This is a genomic window from Geodermatophilus sp. SMS 5-13, assembly GCF_059428245.1.
In genome coordinates, this window is sequence record NZ_CP165729.1 from 3,905,246 (window position 1) to 3,919,826 (window position 14,581).

Consider the following 14,581-nt stretch of genomic DNA (forward strand, 5'->3'; position numbering starts at 1 on the left):
GTGTCAGGTGCGCGCCGCGACGTCGTCCGTGAGCGGGACGTCGACGGCGATCTCGTCACCCAGCGTGGCGCCCTGCAGCAGCTCGAGGTCGTCGCCGGACCAGAAGCGGCCCGGGTCGTACCAGTTGCGCGGCCGCTCCGGCGGCAGCAGCCCCATCGCCGTGTAGGTCGCCGCGACCAGCTCGGCGCAGTACACGGCCTCGGTCGAGGTCTGCCGCCGCAGCCGCCCGTTCAGCCAGCCCGTCGCCAGGCCGCGCGTCGTCGGGAACGGCTTGCCGTCGAGCCTGGCGACGGTGCGCAGGACGGCGTCCTCCATCTCGCGGGTCACGCCGCCGTCGTCGGCCGGGCCGACCAGCTGGCGCAGCCACGCGCGCTGCCCGTAGCGGCGGCGCCAGGTGAGGACCGCGTCGCGCAGGTCGTGCAGCTGCACACCGCGGTGGTGCTCACCGCTCCACGCGTCGGGCAGGGACTTGCCGAGCTCGGCGTGCCAGAGCAGCGGCGGCAGGTCTTCGAGGACGACGGCCATGCCGACGTGGTTGACCGGCGCGTTGGTGACCGTCCGGATCGCCCGGTCGGCCAGCGAGGCGCCGCGGAAGACCCAGACGTCGCCGGTGCGGGTGAGCTCGACCGCCTCGTCGAGCGGGAGCGCGCGGCTGGCAGACACGGCGCTAACTTACGGATCATGCGTCTCTGGAAGGTGCTCGGACTGGCCGGCCTCGCCGGCGTGGCGGCGACCGGCGCCGTCCTCGCCCGCAACGAGCGGCAGCGCCGGGCCTACACCGCCGACGACGTGCGCGCCCGGCTGCAGGAGCGGCACGCCGCGCTGGAGGCGGAGCCGGCGCCGGAGCCGGCGCCGCCGACGGTCGCCGAGCTCACCGCCGGCCGCACCCACCGGCTGGCCCGCCTCCTGCGACGGAACTAGGCCGGGTTCTCCGGCAGGACGACGATCCCGTCCCGGTCGGCGGACAGCCACTCCCCCTCGCGGAAGACCACGCCGGCGAAGATCACCGGGATCCCCTCCTGTCCCGAGTGCAATCCCTTCTGGCTGCGGCGGGGCAGGGCGGCCAGCGCGCGCACCCCGATCGGCTGCGCGTCGATCTCGTCGACGTCGCGCACTGCGCCGTTCACGACGACGCCGGCCCAGCCGTTCTCGGCGGCCGCCACGGCGAGGTTGCCGCCGAGCAGCGCGCAGCGCACCGAGCCGCCGCCGTCGACAACGAGCACCCGGCCCTCCCCCGGCTGCTCGACGGCGGCGCGGACCAGCGTGTTGTCCTCGAAGACCTTGAGCGTCGCGATCGTGCCGCTGAACGCCGGCCGGCCGCCGTAGGACTGGAAGAGCGGCTCGCAGACCTGCGCCTCGGGATGCGCGTCGGAGAGGTCGGTGGTGGAGAGGGACATCGCGTCGGCTCGCTCTCGGGTCGGAGGTGGGTCAGGACAGGGCGGTGACGACGGCGTCGGTGAAGCCGCTGGTCGTGGCGGTGCCGCCGAGGTCGCGCGTGCGGACGCCGCCGTCGATGGTGGACCGCACCGCCGAGTCGATCCGAGCCGCCGCGGCGGCCAGCCGCTCGTCGCCGTGCCGGGTGGCCAGCCAGTCCAGCAGCATCGCGCCGGACAGGATCATCGCCACGGGATTGGCCACGCCCTGGCCGGCGATGTCGGGCGCCGAGCCGTGCGCGGCCTGCGCCATGGCCCGGTCGTCGGAGGCGTTGATCGACGGCGCGATGCCGAGCGAGCCGGCCAGCTCGCCGGTCAGGTCGGAGAGGATGTCGCCGAACATGTTCTCGGCGACGATCACGTCGAAGTCGCCGCCCCGGCGCACGAGGTGCACGGTCATCGCGTCGATGTGGAAGTCGTCGACCGCGACGTCGGGATACCGCGCGCCGACCTCGCGGCAGACGTCGCGGAACAGTCCCATCGACAGCCGCAGCACGTTCGCCTTGTGCACGATCGTCAGGTGCTTGCGGCGACGTCGCGCCGCCTCGAACGCGGCGACGGCGATCCGCTCCACCCGCGGCCGGGTGACGATGCCCATCGTGATCGCGACGTCCGGCGAGGGCATGAACTCGCCGGTGCCGGCGACGGTGTTGCGGTCGGCGTAGAAGCCCTCGGTGTTCTCCCGGAAGATCACCAGGTCGAGGTCGGGGACGACCACCCGGCCCGAGCTCAGTGCGCGGGCGGGTCGCACGTTCGCGTACAGGTCGAAGCGCTTGCGGAGGGCACCGCTCGGCGCGAGCTGGGACCTGAAGGGCTCGGGATAGCCAACCGGGTCGATCGGCCCGAGCACCCACCCGTCGAGCTTCCCCAAGGCTGCGACGGTCTCCTCCGGCAGCGCGGTGCCGTGCGACTCGATCGCGGCGAGGCCCATCGGCAGCTCCTGCCACTCGATGGCCGGGCTGCCGACCGCCGAGAGGGCCGCGTCGATCACCCGGACCGCGGCCGGGGAGATCTCGGGGCCGATCCCGTCACCGACGAGCAGTCCGAGGCGGTAGGTCGGGTCGAGGGTCGGTGGTGTCACGGTGCCTCCTGGGTTGGTTGGTTATAAGCTATAACGGTCTAGCGACAAACCTGCAAGGGAGGAGCACCGAGTGTTCGAGCCGGCATCCGCGGACCCACCGTTCGCCACCAAGAGCGACCTGGCCTACCGGCGGGTGCGCGACCTGATCGTCTCCGGCCGGCTGGCCCCCGGGGCCGTGCTGCAGCAGGCCGCGCTCGCCCGCACCATCGGGATCAGCACCACCCCCCTGCGCGAGGCGCTGCGCCGGCTCAAGCAGGAAGGCCTCGTCGAGCTCGACGCGCACCGCGACGCGCGGGTCGCGCCGCTCGACGCGGACGAGGCGCGCGACCTGCTGGAGATGCGCCAGGAGCTCGACCCGCTGGCCGCCTCGCTCGCGGCACAGCGGCGGACGGACGACGACCTCGCCGCGATCGCCGATGCACTGGAGCACCTCGAGTCGCTGCCGCGCAATCCCACGGCCGCCCAGCTGGCCACGCACCGCGGGTTCCACACGGCGATCCACCACGCCTCGCACAACAAGCTGCTGATCGACGCCCTCGAGGGCCTGTGGGACAAGACCGACCGCTACCGCCGGCACGCCCTCGAGGTCGAGCGCAGTGCGGAGGAGCGCGAGGCCCGGGCGGTGGAGCACCGGCAGATGTTCGAGGCGATCCGGGACAACCGGGCGGCCACGGCCGGGAAGCTGATGCGGCGGCACGTGGCCTCCAGCCTCGGCGCGCGCAGCGCCTGGCGCCTGGACACCGAGCGCTCGGCCGGGGAGCGGTGAGCGCCGCGTTCGGCGGGCGCCGGATGCTCGTCCTGCTGCTCCTGCACTCGGTGTTCACCCAGGTGATCACCTTCGTGCTGCGCCCCACCTCGGCCTACCGGGCGATCGAACTGGACGTGCCCTCAGCCTGGCTCGGCGCGCTGACCGCCAGCTTCGCCGTCGTCCCCCTGGTGCTGGCCGTGCCGTCCGGGCAGGCGACCGACCGATTCGGCGAGCGGCGGATCATGCTGGTCGGGGCCGTGCTGATGGCCGCGGCCGGCGGGGTGTTCCTGCTCGAGGGCCTGAGCGCCGCGGGGCTCGTCGCCGGCAGCATCGTGCTCGGCACCGGCCACCTGTGCTCGGTGGTCGGGCAGCAGGCCGCCGTGGCCAACACCGCCGGCCCCGGCACGTTCGACACCGCGTTCGGCTACTACACCTTCGCGGCCTCGCTGGGGCAGGCGATCGGTCCGGTGCTGATCCCGCTCATCGGCGGCGAGGGCGCCATCCCGGACACGACGCCGATCTTCGCGGTGGCCACCGCGCTGGGTGTCGTACCGGTGGCCTGCACCACGCTGCTGCGCGTTCCGCGGCGAGAGCGCGGGGAAGGGACCGCCGGGCACGGCGGCATGGCCACCCTGCTCCGGGTGCCCGGGCTGATCCGCGCGCTCCTGGTCAGCTGCGTGGTCCTCTCGGCGGTCGACATCACACTCGTCTACCTGCCCGCCCTCGGCGCCGACCGCGACCTCGCGGCCGGCTTCATCGGCGTCCTGCTGACCTTGCGCGCCGCGGCGTCCATGACGTCCCGCTTCTTCCTCGGCCGGCTGGTGACGTGGGTCGGACGGCGGCGGCTGATGATGGGCAGCGTCGCGCTGTCGGCCGCCGCCATGGCCGCCGTCCCCGCTCCCCTGCCGCCGGTGGCGATCGGCGTCCTCGTGGTCCTGCTCGGTCTCGGGCTCGGCGTCGGCCAGCCCTTGACCATGTCCTGGCTGGCCGAGGTCGCCCCCGCCGGCCTGCGCGGGCGGGCCATGTCGCTGCGTCTCACCGGCAACCGGCTGGGCCAGGTGCTCATCCCCAGCACGGTCGGCTTCCTGGCCGCAGGCGTCGGCTCGGCGGGTGTCCTCTGGGCCACGGCGGGCACGCTCGCCATCGTCGGAGCGGCCGCCCGGCGATTGAGGGTGGACGGCGGGACCTAGGAACCGCAAGGGACGAACGGGCCTCACTCATCAACCCGTTGTGTATACAGTGTTGGATACAACGAAGGGAGCGCACGTGTTCAGCTTGATGGTGCAGATGCAGGTGGATCCGGAGCGGCGGGAGGAGTTCCTCGCCGGCATCACCGCCAACGCGGAGGCATCGGTGCGCGACGAGCCGGGATGCCTGCGGTTCGACGTCTGCTCGGTGGCGGACGACGACAACCGGTTCGTCCTCTACGAGCTCTACACCGACGCGGAGGCCTTCGACGCGCACCGCGCGGCACCGCACTTCCGCACCTGGCGCGAGACGGCCGTGCGCACCGTCGTGCAGCAGGTGAACACCCCCGGCGCGCTGCTCGTGTCGCACAGCGAGGAGGTGCCGGCATGAGCGCCCGGCAGCCGGAGCCGCCGTCGATGGTGCTGCGCCCGCAGGAGATCGAGCGCTTCGACCGCGGCAACGGCGTCGTGACGATCCCGTTCGTCGGCAAGTGGAACTGCGCGACCAACCGGGTCACCACGGGGATGACCGTCTTCACGCCCGGCACCGGCATTCCGCTGCACTCGCACAACGTCGAGGAGACGGTGCTGGTGTACGAGGGCGAGGCGACCGCGGTCGTCGGCGACGACGAGTTCGACCTGGTCGCCGGGCAGGCCACCTGGGTGCCGGCCGGAGTTCCGCACTGCTTCCGCAACCGCGGCGACGGGCCGATGACTATCTACTGGGTCTACGGCGGCCGCGACGTCACCCGGACCATCACCGCCACCGGCGAGACGTTCGAGCACCTCTCCGAGGCCGACCGCGGGGCCACGCCCGCGCCTGGGGGCGACGCGTGAGCGCCGCCGTCGTCACCGTCAACCCCGCGACCGGGGAGCAGCTCGAGCGCTACACCCCGTTCACCGAGACCGAGGTCGACGCCGCGCTGGAGCGCGCCGCGACGGCGCAGGTCGGCTGGGCGGCCGCCGGGTTCGACGCCCGGGCGTCGGTGCTGCGCCGCGCCGCCGAGGTGCTCCGCCGCGACGTCGACCGTCTCGCCCTGCTGGTCACCCGGGAGATGGGCAAGCCGCTGGCCGAGGCCCGCGCCGAGGTCGAGAAGTGCGCGACCGCGTGCGACTACTACGCCGAGCACGCCGCCGGCTTCCTGGCCGACGAGCCGGTCGCGACCTCCGCCGACCGCAGCTGGATCGGCTACGAGCCGGTCGGCGTGGTGCTGGCCGTCATGCCGTGGAACTTCCCCCTGTGGCAGGTGCTCCGGTTCGCCGCGCCGGCCCTCATGGCCGGCAACGGCGCGCTGCTCAAGCACTCCCCCAACACGACCGGCTGCGCGCTGGCCGTGCAGCGGGTGCTGGAGGAGGCCGGTGCCCCGGCCGGACTGTTCGGCGCGCTCGTCGTCGCCGAGCCGGACGTGCCCGCCGTGACCGCGCGGCTGATCGACGACCCGCGGATCGGCGCGGTCACGATCACCGGCAGCGAGCGGGCCGGTGCCGCGGTCGGCGCGGCGGCAGGGCGGTCGATCAAGAAGTCGGTGCTCGAGCTGGGCGGCTCGGACCCGTTCGTCGTCCTGGCCGACGCCGACCTTCCGCGGGTCGCCGCGCTGGCCGCCCGGGGACGGTTCCTCAACGCCGGGCAGAGCTGCATCTCGCCCAAGCGGATCGTGGTCGACGCCACGGTCGCCGACGAGTTCACCCGGCTGCTGGTCGCCGAGGTCGAGGCGCTGAGCGTCGGCGACCCCGAGGCCCCGGGCACCGACGTCGGCCCGATGGCGCGCAAGGACCTGCTCGACGGCGTGGACCGGCAGGTGGAGAAGTCGGTCGCGGCGGGCGCCCGGCTGCTCGCCGGGGGCCGGCGGGTGGACCGGCCGGGCTGGTTCTACGCCCCGACCGTCCTGGCCGACGTCGTCCCCGGCATGCCCGCCTACGACGAGGAGGTCTTCGGCCCGGTCGCCGCGGTGATCGACGCCGACGGCGACGACGACGCGGTGCGGATCGCGAACGACACCCGGTTCGGCCTGGGCGCCAGCGTCTGGACGGCCGACGCCGACCGCGGGATCGCCGTGGCCCGGCGCATCCGCTCCGGCGCCGCCTTCGTGAACGCGATCGTCGCCTCCGACGCCCGCATGCCGTTCGGCGGAACCGGGCGCAGCGGCTACGGCCGGGAGCTGGCGGCGGCCGGCATCCGGGAGTTCGTCAACGTGCGCACGTGGTGGGTGCAGGACATGCCCGCGGCGACGGCGCCGGCGTCGGAATGACCGGCCGGATCGCGCCGGAGGAGCTGCGCGCGTTCGCCGCCGGGGTGCTCGGCGCGACCGGCGTCCCGGACGACGACGCCGCGCTCGTCGCCGACAGCCTGGTGCAGGCCGACCTGTGGGGACACCAGTCGCACGGCGTGCTGCGGCTGCCCTGGTACGTGGCGAGGCTGCGCAGCGGCGCGATGACCGCGCGCACCGAGCCAGCGGTGCTCTCCGACACCGGGCCGCTGGTGCTGCTCGACGGCCGCGACGGCGTCGGCCAGGTGCTCACCGACCGGGCGCGCGCGCTGGCCGTCGAGCGGGCCCGCGCGCACGGCGTCGGCGTCGTCGGCGTCCGGAACTCCAACCACTTCGGGACGGCGATGTGGTTCACCCGCCGCGCCGCCCGGGACGGCTGCGTCGCCGTCCTGACGACGAACGCCAGCCCGGCGATGGCGCCGTGGGGTGGCCGGGAGAAGGTGGTCGGCACCAACCCGTGGTCGATCGCCGCGCCCGGCCCCGACGGCCGGGTCATCGCCCTCGACATCGCGAACACCGCGGTCGCCCGCGGCAAGGTCTACCTGGCGAAGAACCGCGGCGAGCCGATCCCCGACACGTGGGCGCTGACCCGCGAGGGCGCGCCGACCACCGACCCGGCGGAGGGGGTGCTCGGGGTGATCCTGCCGATGGCCGGCCACAAGGGCTACGCCATCGCCTTCGTGATGGACGTGCTCTCCGGGGCCCTGACCGGCAGCGGCGTCGGCACCGCGGTGCACGGGCCGTACGAGCCGGAGGCGCGCAGCGGGTGCGGCCACCTGTTCCTCGCCCTCGACCCGGCGGCGTTCGGCGACACGGCCGGCTACCTGGCGCGGGTGGAGCGGCTCATCGACGAGGTCAAGGGGGTGCCGCTGGCCCAGGGCTTCGACGAGGTCTTCTACCCCGGTGAGGTCGAGGACCGGGCCGAGGCCGCGAACGTCGCGGCCGGCGGCGTGGTGCTCGCCGAGCAGTCGGTGGCCGACCTGCGACGGCTGGCGGAGGAGACCGGCGTCCCCCTGCCGGCGGCAGCGGCATGACGGCGGAGCAGAGCAAGGCCGACCTGGTCCATGGGCAGCTCAAGGCCGAGATCGAGTCCGGCGCCCTGGCTCCGGGCCTGCCGCTGGCCGAGCTGACGCTGGTCGAGCGCACCGGCGCCTCGCGCACCCCCGTGCGCGAGGCGCTGCGCCGGCTGGCCGCCGAAGGGCTGGTCGAGATCACCCCGCGCCAGGGCGCGCGGGTGTCGCGGGTGTCGCCGCAGAGCGTGCGGGACCTGTTCGACTTCCGGTCGCTGCTCGAGCCGGAGGCGATGCGCCAGGCCGCGGCGGCCGCGGCGAGCGATCCCGGGCTGCGCCGGAAGCTCACCCGGCTGCGCGGCGAGTTCGCGCGGGTCCAGGGGCGCAGCCCCTCGACCGCTCGCTCGGCGCGGTTCTACGAGCTCGCCGACCGGTTCGACTGGACGGTCATCGGCGCCACCCGAAACGAGCACCTGCGCCGCACGATCGGCGAGCTGCGGCCGCACACGGCCCGGCTGCGCAATCTCTCGCACGGCGATCCGCAGCGCATCGAGGCGTCGGTGCAGGAGCACCTGCGGATGTGCGACGCGCTGCTCGCCGGCGACGCCGACGAGGCGGCCGCCGCCTGCCGCGAGCACCTGGCGCAGAGCCTGGGCACCATCTTCCGCACCGCGCTCGCCGGGCCGGGCGACGCCGACGCGCTGGACCTGCTCGCCTGAGGTCAGGGGGCCTTGACCGCCAGCACCGGGCAGTTCGCGTCCAGCAGGATCCGCTGCGCCTGGCTGCCGGTGATCAGCTTGCCCGTGGGCGTGCGCCGGCGCAGGCCGATCACGATCAGGCTGGCGTTGACCCGGTCGGCGGCCTCGACGATCTCCTCGGCGGCCTCCTTGCCGCGCACCTTCTGGTCGATCTCGTAGACGACCGCGCTCGTGTCGAGCCTCCCGCGCAGGTCCTCCAGCGCGTCCTCGAAGAGGAACCGCTTGTCGGCCATGGAGTCGCCGCGCGCGGTGTTCACGACGTGCAGCGGCTCCTCGCGGCGCCGCGCCTCGGTGAGCGCGGCCTCCAGGGCGGCCTCGCCCTCGGCGGTGGGGACGTAACCCACGACGATCGTCATGCCGGCAGCCTTCCCGATCCGGGGACGTGAGTCAGCATTGCGACCGTAGAGATCGTTTCGGTCGTTGCGACCACGCACGTCAGGCCGGCGCGCGGGGGGTGCGCAGGGTGAACCGGCGCTCCGGCCGGCCCGCCGTCCCGTACCGCTGGCGGACGTCGGCCTCCTGCTGGGCGACCAGCTGCTCCAGGTAGCGCCGGGCGCTCACCCGCGCCAGGCCGGTGCGCTCGCTGGCCTCGGTCGCCGACAGGCCGTCGGCGCCGGCCGCGGCCAGCGCCTCGCGCACCAGCACCAGGGTCTCCGGCGCGATTCCCTTCGGCGTGGGGGCCGGCCGCGGACCGCCGCGCGAGAGCGCGAACATCCGGTCGACGTCCCCCTGCGCCGCCTCCTCGAGCACGCCGAGGTCGGTGCGCAGCGCGGCGTAGTCGAGCAGCCGCTCCTCGAACGTCCGCCGGTCGAAGGGCTTGACCAGGTAGTGCAGCACGCCGCCGTGCAGCGCGCTGCGGATGCTGTCGACGTCCCGCGCGGCGCTGATCACGATGACGTCGGCCGGGACCTTCGAGCTGCGCAGTTGCCGGAGCACGTCCAGTCCGGTCATGTCCGGCAGGTAGACGTCGAGCAGCACCAGGTCCGGCCGCAGCCGAGCCACCTCCTCCAGCGCCTGTGCACCGGTGGACGCCGTCCCCACGACCTCGAAACCGTCGAGCGCGCGCACGAACCCGGCGTGCACCTTCGCCACCATGAAGTCGTCGTCGACGATGAGCACCCTGATCGGCCGGCCGCCGGTCACGACGTCACCAGCGCCGGGTCGGCGGGCAGCCGGGCGGTGAACGTGGACCCGCCGTCCGAGCTCGCGGTGACGCTGCCGCCGCGCCGGGTGCAGACCAGGTGCACCAGCGACAGCCCGATGCCGCGCTGACCGTCCTTGGACGACACCCCGCGGCGGAACACCTCGCGCTCCATGCCGGGTGGCACACCGGGTCCGGAGTCGCGGACGACGACGTCGACGTCGCCGTCCACCAGACCGAGCTCGACCTCCACCCAGCGCCGGGCCACCGAGGCGGTCGCGTCCATGGCGTTGTCCACGAGGTTGCCGACGACGGTGGCGACGTCGGCGCTCAGCTCGCCGTCCAGCGCCGGGAGGGAGGAGTCCGGCGCGATCCGCAGTTCCACGCCGAGCTCGGCCGCCTGGCTGGCCTTGGCGATCAGCAGCGCGGCGATCGCAGGGTCGCGCACAGCCGCGGTCACCACCCCGCTGAACTCCGACAGGCTGGAGCTGATCCGGTGCACGAACCGCACGGCCTCGTCCGCCTCGCCGAGCTCGATCAGGCCGGCGATGGTGTGCAGCCGGTTGCTGAACTCGTGCGCCTGCGCGCGCAGCGTGTCGGTCACGTGCCGGGTGAGGTCGAGCTCGCGGCGCAGCTCGAGCAGCTCGGTGCGGTCGCGCAGCGTGGTCACCGAGCCGATCGGCCGGCCCTTGCTGGAGATCGGCAGCCGGTTGACCACGAGCACCCGCCCGGCGCTGCCCACTGCCCGGTCGCGCTCCACCTCGCCGGAGAGCAGCGCCTCGCGCATCTCCTCCCCCACGCCGAGTTCCTCGAGGCCGCGGCCCACTGCGTCACCCGGGATGCGCAGCAGCCGGATCGCCTCGTCGTTGACGAGCGTGACCCGGCCGCGCAGATCGAGCCCGATCACGCCCTCGCGGATGCCGTGCAGCATCGCGTCGCGGTGCTCGACCAGCCCGGCGATCTCGAGCGGCTCCAGGCCGAGGGTCTGCCGCTTCACCCGACGGGCCACCAGGAGGGAGCCACCGATCCCGATGAGGCTGGCCACGCCGAGGTAGGTAAGCAGTGTGGGGACCGCGGAGGCGAGCCCGTCGCGGATCCCCGGGTAGGCCCGCTGCACCTCGACCAGGCCGAGCAACTCCCTGCCGTCGGTCGAGTAGATCGGCGCCATGGCGACCGCAGCCCGGCCGCCGTCGTGCGTCCGGCCGTCCCCGCGCCAGGACCGCCCCTCGAGCACGTCGCTCTCACCGAGGTCGAGCCGGGTGTGCAGCTGCGACGGGTTCGAGCTGGCGAGGACCGCCCGGTCGGCGCGCGCGACCAGGATCGACTCGGACAGCGAGCTGCTGCGCGCGTTCTCGGCCGCCACCCGGACGAAGGCCAGCCCCCCGTCCTGCACCGCCTGCCGGAACGCGCGTCCGTTGGCGACGGACTCGGCGACGGCCTGCGCCCGCCGGCCCTCGACCTGCTCGGCCCGCTGGATGGCCTGGGCCACGGACACGGCGGCAACCCCGAACAGGACGACGCAGACGATGACCACCTGCAGCGCGAGCAGCTGGCCGGTCAGCGACAGCCGCCGGGTCACGGTTCTCTCCTGATTGTCGATGTGGACATCTGGGCACAAGCATGCGCGCGCAGTTCAGCACGCCGCAGATCCCGTCACGGCCGTGGACACAACGACCACAAAGCTCAATGCGCACGCAACCGTGACACGGGCCACCCCGGTTGCCACCTTCGCCTGCAGCGGCGGTGATCCGCCGGTCAGACAGGAGGAGAAAGATGCGCACTGCTTCCGTTCGGAAGCTCGCGATCGGCGCCGTCGGCGCCGTTGCTGCCGGGCTCGTGCTCACGGGCTGCGGCACCACCGCCGAGGGCGGTTCGGCCGCCGACGGCGGGTCCGACGGCGCCATCAGCGGCCTGCGGGTGATGGTCCCCAACTCCCCGGGCAGTGGCTACGACACCACGGCGCGGGCGTGGGCGCAGGTGCTGGAGGACGAGGGCCTGGCGGACAACGTCGAGGTGTTCAACCTCGAGGGCGCCGGCGGCACCGTCGGCCTGCAGCGGCTGGTCAACGAGAAGGGCAACGCCGAGCTGCTCATGCAGATGGGGCTCGGCGTCGTCGGCGCGCAGTACAGCAACCAGTCCGAGGCCACCCTCGACCAGACCACCCCGATCGCGAAGCTGATCGAGGAGGCCGAGGCGATCGTCGTCCCGGGCGACTCCCCCTACAAGACGCTCGACGACCTGGTGACCGCGTGGAAGGCCAACCCCGGGGACACCCCCGTGGGCGGCGCCTCCAACCCCGGCGGTCCGGACCACCTGACCCCGATGCTGCTGGCCCAGGAGGTCGGCGTCACGCCGACCGACGTCAACTACGTCGCCTACGACGGCGGCGGTGAGCTGCTGGCCGGCATCCTCGGCGGCGACGTCGCCTTCGCCGCGACCGGCATCGGCGAGGTGACCGAGTCGGCTGCGGCCGGCGACGTCCGCATCCTCGCCGTCACCAGCGAGGACGCCGTCGAGGGCGTCGACGCCCCGACGCTCAAGGACGAGGGCGTCGACCTGGTCTTCACCAACTGGCGCGGCATCGTGGCGGCCCCGGGCATCTCCGAGGAGGAGACCCAGCGCTTCGTCGACGCCATCACCGAGATGCACGACAGCGACGCCTGGAAGAAGGTCCTGGCGGACCAGGGCTGGACCGACTCGTTCCAGACCGGCGACGAGTTCTCGAGCTTCCTCCAGGACGAGAGCGAGCGCGTCCAGGGCGTCCTGAGCGACCTGGGTCTGGTCTGACATGAGTGCCGCCGCCACCGGCGGCTCCCAGGAGCAGGGCCGCTCCGAGTACGGAGTGGCCCTGTTCCTCGGAGTTCTCGGGACCGTCGTGATCGTGCAGGCCCTGCTCCTGCCGGAGAGCAAGATCGCCCGCGGCCCGGTGGGGCCCGCCGCGGTGCCGCTGGTGGTCGGCGCGCTCCTCCTCGCTGTCGCGGTCTTCCTCGCGCTCGACATCCACCGCGGCGGCCGCGGAGAGCCCGAGGGCGGCGAGGACGTCGAGCTCGGCGGGCGCAGCGACTGGCGCACCATCGCGATCCTCGTCGCCGCCTTCGCCTTCAACGCGCTGACCATCGAGAGCCTCGGCTGGGCGATCTCCGGGGCGGTCCTCTTCTGGGGCTCGGCCTTCGCGCTCGGTAGCCGGCACTACATCCGGGACGCCGCCATCGCGCTCGTCCTGTCGGTCGGCAGCTGGTACCTGTTCGTCCTCGGGCTCGGCGTCTCGCTGCCCGTGGGCATCCTGAGGGGAATCCTCTGATGGACTCGCTCACCTCACTGCTCGAGGGCTTCAGCACCGCCCTGACGCCGACGAACCTCATGTTCGCCCTCCTGGGCGTCCTGCTCGGCACGGCGATCGGCGTCCTGCCGGGCATCGGCCCGGCCATGACCGTCGCGCTGCTGCTCCCGCTCACCCGGGGGCTGGACGTGACCACCGCGCTCATCATGTTCGCCGGCATCTACTACGGCGGCATGTACGGCGGTTCGACCACGTCGATCCTGCTCAACACCCCGGGCGAGACGTCGTCGGTGGTGACGGCGATCGAGGGCAACAAGATGGCCAAGGCCGGCCGCGCCGCCCAGGCGCTGGCGACCGCCGCCATCGGCTCCTTCGTCGCCGGCACGATCGCGACGCTGCTGCTGGCCCTGCTCTCCCCCGTGGTGGCCGACCTCGCCGTCGAGGTCTCCCCGGCCGACATGTTCGCGGTCATGCTGCTCGCCTTCATCGCGGTGACCTCCGTGCTCGGCAGCTCCCGCGTCCGCGGCCTCGCCTCGCTGGGCATCGGCCTGGCCATCGGGCTGGTCGGCATCGACGACTCGTCCGGGGAGCAGCGGCTCACCTTCGGCATCCCCGAGCTCGCCGACGGCATCGACGTGATCGTCGTGGCGGTCGGCCTGTTCGCCGTCGGTGAGGCGCTCTGGACGGCGGCGCACCTGCGCCGGCGCCCGGTCCAGGTCATCCCGGTCGGCAACCCGCGGATGAGCCGGGACGACTGGCGACGGTCGTGGAAGCCGTGGCTGCGGGGCACCGCGATCGGCTTCCCGTTCGGCGCGATCCCCGCCGGCGGCGCGGAGATCCCGACCTTCCTCTCCTACGTCACGGAAAAGCGGCTCTCCAAGCGACCCGAGGAGTTCGGCAAGGGCGCGATCGAGGGCGTGGCCGGGCCGGAGGCCACCAACAACGCCTCGGCCGCCGGTGGCATGGTGCCGCTGCTGACCCTGGGCATCCCGACCACGGCGACGGCCGCGGTCATGCTCTTCGCCATCACCAGCTACGGCATCGAGCCAGGCCCCCAGCTGTTCGCCAAGGAGCCGGACCTCGTCTGGGGCCTGATCGCCAGCCTGTTCATCGGCAACACGGCGCTGCTGGTGCTGAACCTGCCGCTGGCCCCGCTGTGGGCCAAGCTGCTGCGAATCCCCCGGTCGTACCTGTACGCGGGGATCCTGTTCTTCGCCAGCCTCGGCGCCTACGCGTCGAACGCCAACCAGTTCGACCTGTTCATGCTGCTGGTCATCGGCGCGCTGGGCTTCATGATGCGGCGGTACGGCCTGCCGATGCTCCCGGCGATCATCGGCGTGATCCTCGGCCCGTTCGCCGAGGAGCAACTCCGCAGGGCGCTGCAGCTGTCCAACGGCCGGCTCACCGGGCTGATCACCCCGATGTCCGTCGTGGTGTTCACCATCGTCGCGCTGATCCTGCTCTGGCCCCTGATCCGGAAGCTGCTGCCCCGCAAGGCGCCGGTCCCCGGAGTCTTCGAGGAGGCCGCGCACGAGATCGACGAGGCGCACCACCACACCGGCCTGACCAACGCGGTGTCGGCGCGGCACGAGCACGAGGCCGCTCACGGCACCGCGGCCGCCGCGGACCCACCGCCACCGGATCCGGAACGCGACCGCTGATCCGCGGGGGGAGGG

Annotated in this window: 17 protein-coding genes; 11 read left to right on the top strand and 6 right to left on the bottom strand. The window is 73.5% G+C overall.

The window, feature by feature from the left end; translation table 11 throughout:
• Positions 1-3: 3 nt before the first annotated feature.
• Positions 4-663, bottom strand: a complete 660-nt coding sequence (locus AB3388_RS18880; RefSeq protein WP_495406852.1) for a hypothetical protein — start codon at positions 661-663, stop codon at positions 4-6.
• A gap of 18 nt (positions 664-681) precedes the next feature.
• Here AB3388_RS18880 and AB3388_RS18885 point away from each other — a divergent pair, with 18 nt between their 5' ends.
• Complete coding sequence (locus AB3388_RS18885; RefSeq protein ID WP_495406853.1) at positions 682-921, top strand: hypothetical protein; 240 nt, start codon at positions 682-684, stop codon at positions 919-921.
• Here the strand turns inward: AB3388_RS18885 and rraA are convergent.
• Both rraA and AB3388_RS18895 read right to left on the bottom strand, forming a co-directional pair.
• Complete coding sequence (gene rraA / locus AB3388_RS18890) at positions 918-1,397, bottom strand: ribonuclease E activity regulator RraA (protein WP_495406854.1); 480 nt, start codon at positions 1,395-1,397, stop codon at positions 918-920. The genes AB3388_RS18885 and rraA overlap by 4 nt on opposite strands.
• A gap of 31 nt (positions 1,398-1,428) precedes the next feature.
• Positions 1,429-2,514, bottom strand: a complete 1,086-nt coding sequence (locus tag AB3388_RS18895) for an isocitrate/isopropylmalate dehydrogenase family protein (RefSeq protein ID WP_495406855.1) — start codon at positions 2,512-2,514, stop codon at positions 1,429-1,431.
• 70 nt (positions 2,515-2,584) lie between these two features.
• On the opposite strand from AB3388_RS18895, the gene AB3388_RS18900 reads away from it, so the two are divergent.
• The 7 genes from AB3388_RS18900 to AB3388_RS18930 all read left to right on the top strand — a co-directional run bounded on the left by AB3388_RS18900 (position 2,585) and on the right by AB3388_RS18930 (position 8,445).
• A complete protein-coding gene (locus AB3388_RS18900; RefSeq protein WP_495406856.1) occupies positions 2,585-3,280 on the top strand; it encodes a GntR family transcriptional regulator in 696 nt (231 codons plus the stop codon).
• Positions 3,277-4,452, top strand: a complete 1,176-nt coding sequence (locus AB3388_RS18905) for an MFS transporter (protein WP_495406857.1) — start codon at positions 3,277-3,279, stop codon at positions 4,450-4,452. Before AB3388_RS18900 ends, AB3388_RS18905 begins: the two co-directional genes overlap by 4 nt.
• A 76-nt stretch (positions 4,453-4,528) precedes the next feature.
• The gene (locus AB3388_RS18910) at positions 4,529-4,840 is read left to right on the top strand and encodes a putative quinol monooxygenase (protein ID WP_495406858.1); all 312 of its coding nucleotides are present in this window, start codon (positions 4,529-4,531) and stop codon (positions 4,838-4,840) included.
• Positions 4,837-5,286 carry a cupin domain-containing protein gene (locus AB3388_RS18915; RefSeq protein WP_495406859.1) on the top strand — a complete coding sequence of 150 codons (450 nt, stop codon included), beginning with the start codon at positions 4,837-4,839 and terminating at the stop codon, positions 5,284-5,286. Before AB3388_RS18910 ends, AB3388_RS18915 begins: the two co-directional genes overlap by 4 nt.
• Entirely contained in the window at positions 5,283-6,698 is a 1,416-nt protein-coding gene (locus tag AB3388_RS18920) for an NAD-dependent succinate-semialdehyde dehydrogenase (RefSeq protein WP_495406860.1), read from the top strand. The genes AB3388_RS18915 and AB3388_RS18920 overlap by 4 nt, the downstream gene beginning before the upstream one ends.
• A complete protein-coding gene (locus AB3388_RS18925) occupies positions 6,695-7,750 on the top strand; it encodes an Ldh family oxidoreductase (RefSeq protein WP_495406861.1) in 1,056 nt (351 codons plus the stop codon). Before AB3388_RS18920 ends, AB3388_RS18925 begins: the two co-directional genes overlap by 4 nt.
• Positions 7,747-8,445: a GntR family transcriptional regulator gene (locus tag AB3388_RS18930; RefSeq protein ID WP_495406862.1), complete on the top strand. Its 699-nt coding sequence runs from the start codon at positions 7,747-7,749 to the stop codon at positions 8,443-8,445. The genes AB3388_RS18925 and AB3388_RS18930 overlap by 4 nt, the downstream gene beginning before the upstream one ends.
• Before the next feature lie 2 nt (positions 8,446-8,447).
• On the opposite strand, the gene AB3388_RS18935 is transcribed toward AB3388_RS18930, so the two are convergent.
• The 3 genes from AB3388_RS18935 to AB3388_RS18945 form a co-directional block, all read right to left on the bottom strand.
• On the bottom strand, positions 8,448-8,840 hold the full coding sequence (locus AB3388_RS18935; RefSeq protein WP_495406863.1) for a universal stress protein: 393 nt from the start codon (positions 8,838-8,840) through the stop codon (positions 8,448-8,450).
• A gap of 79 nt (positions 8,841-8,919) precedes the next feature.
• A complete protein-coding gene (locus AB3388_RS18940) occupies positions 8,920-9,627 on the bottom strand; it encodes a response regulator (protein WP_495406864.1) in 708 nt (235 codons plus the stop codon).
• Entirely contained in the window at positions 9,624-11,204 is a 1,581-nt protein-coding gene (locus AB3388_RS18945; protein WP_495406865.1) for a sensor histidine kinase, read from the bottom strand. The genes AB3388_RS18940 and AB3388_RS18945 overlap by 4 nt, the downstream gene beginning before the upstream one ends.
• Before the next feature lie 194 nt (positions 11,205-11,398).
• Here AB3388_RS18945 and AB3388_RS18950 point away from each other — a divergent pair, with 194 nt between their 5' ends.
• Genes AB3388_RS18950 through AB3388_RS18960 form a run of 3 tightly spaced genes read left to right on the top strand, consistent with a single transcriptional unit; the run spans position 11,399 to position 14,566 of the window.
• Entirely contained in the window at positions 11,399-12,412 is a 1,014-nt protein-coding gene (locus AB3388_RS18950; protein WP_495406866.1) for a Bug family tripartite tricarboxylate transporter substrate binding protein, read from the top strand.
• Between the two features lies 1 nt (position 12,413).
• Positions 12,414-12,926: a tripartite tricarboxylate transporter TctB family protein gene (locus AB3388_RS18955; RefSeq protein ID WP_495406867.1), complete on the top strand. Its 513-nt coding sequence runs from the start codon at positions 12,414-12,416 to the stop codon at positions 12,924-12,926.
• Positions 12,926-14,566, top strand: a complete 1,641-nt coding sequence (locus AB3388_RS18960) for a tripartite tricarboxylate transporter permease (protein WP_495406868.1) — start codon at positions 12,926-12,928, stop codon at positions 14,564-14,566. The genes AB3388_RS18955 and AB3388_RS18960 overlap by 1 nt, the downstream gene beginning before the upstream one ends.
• The last annotated feature ends 15 nt before the right edge of the window (positions 14,567-14,581 follow it).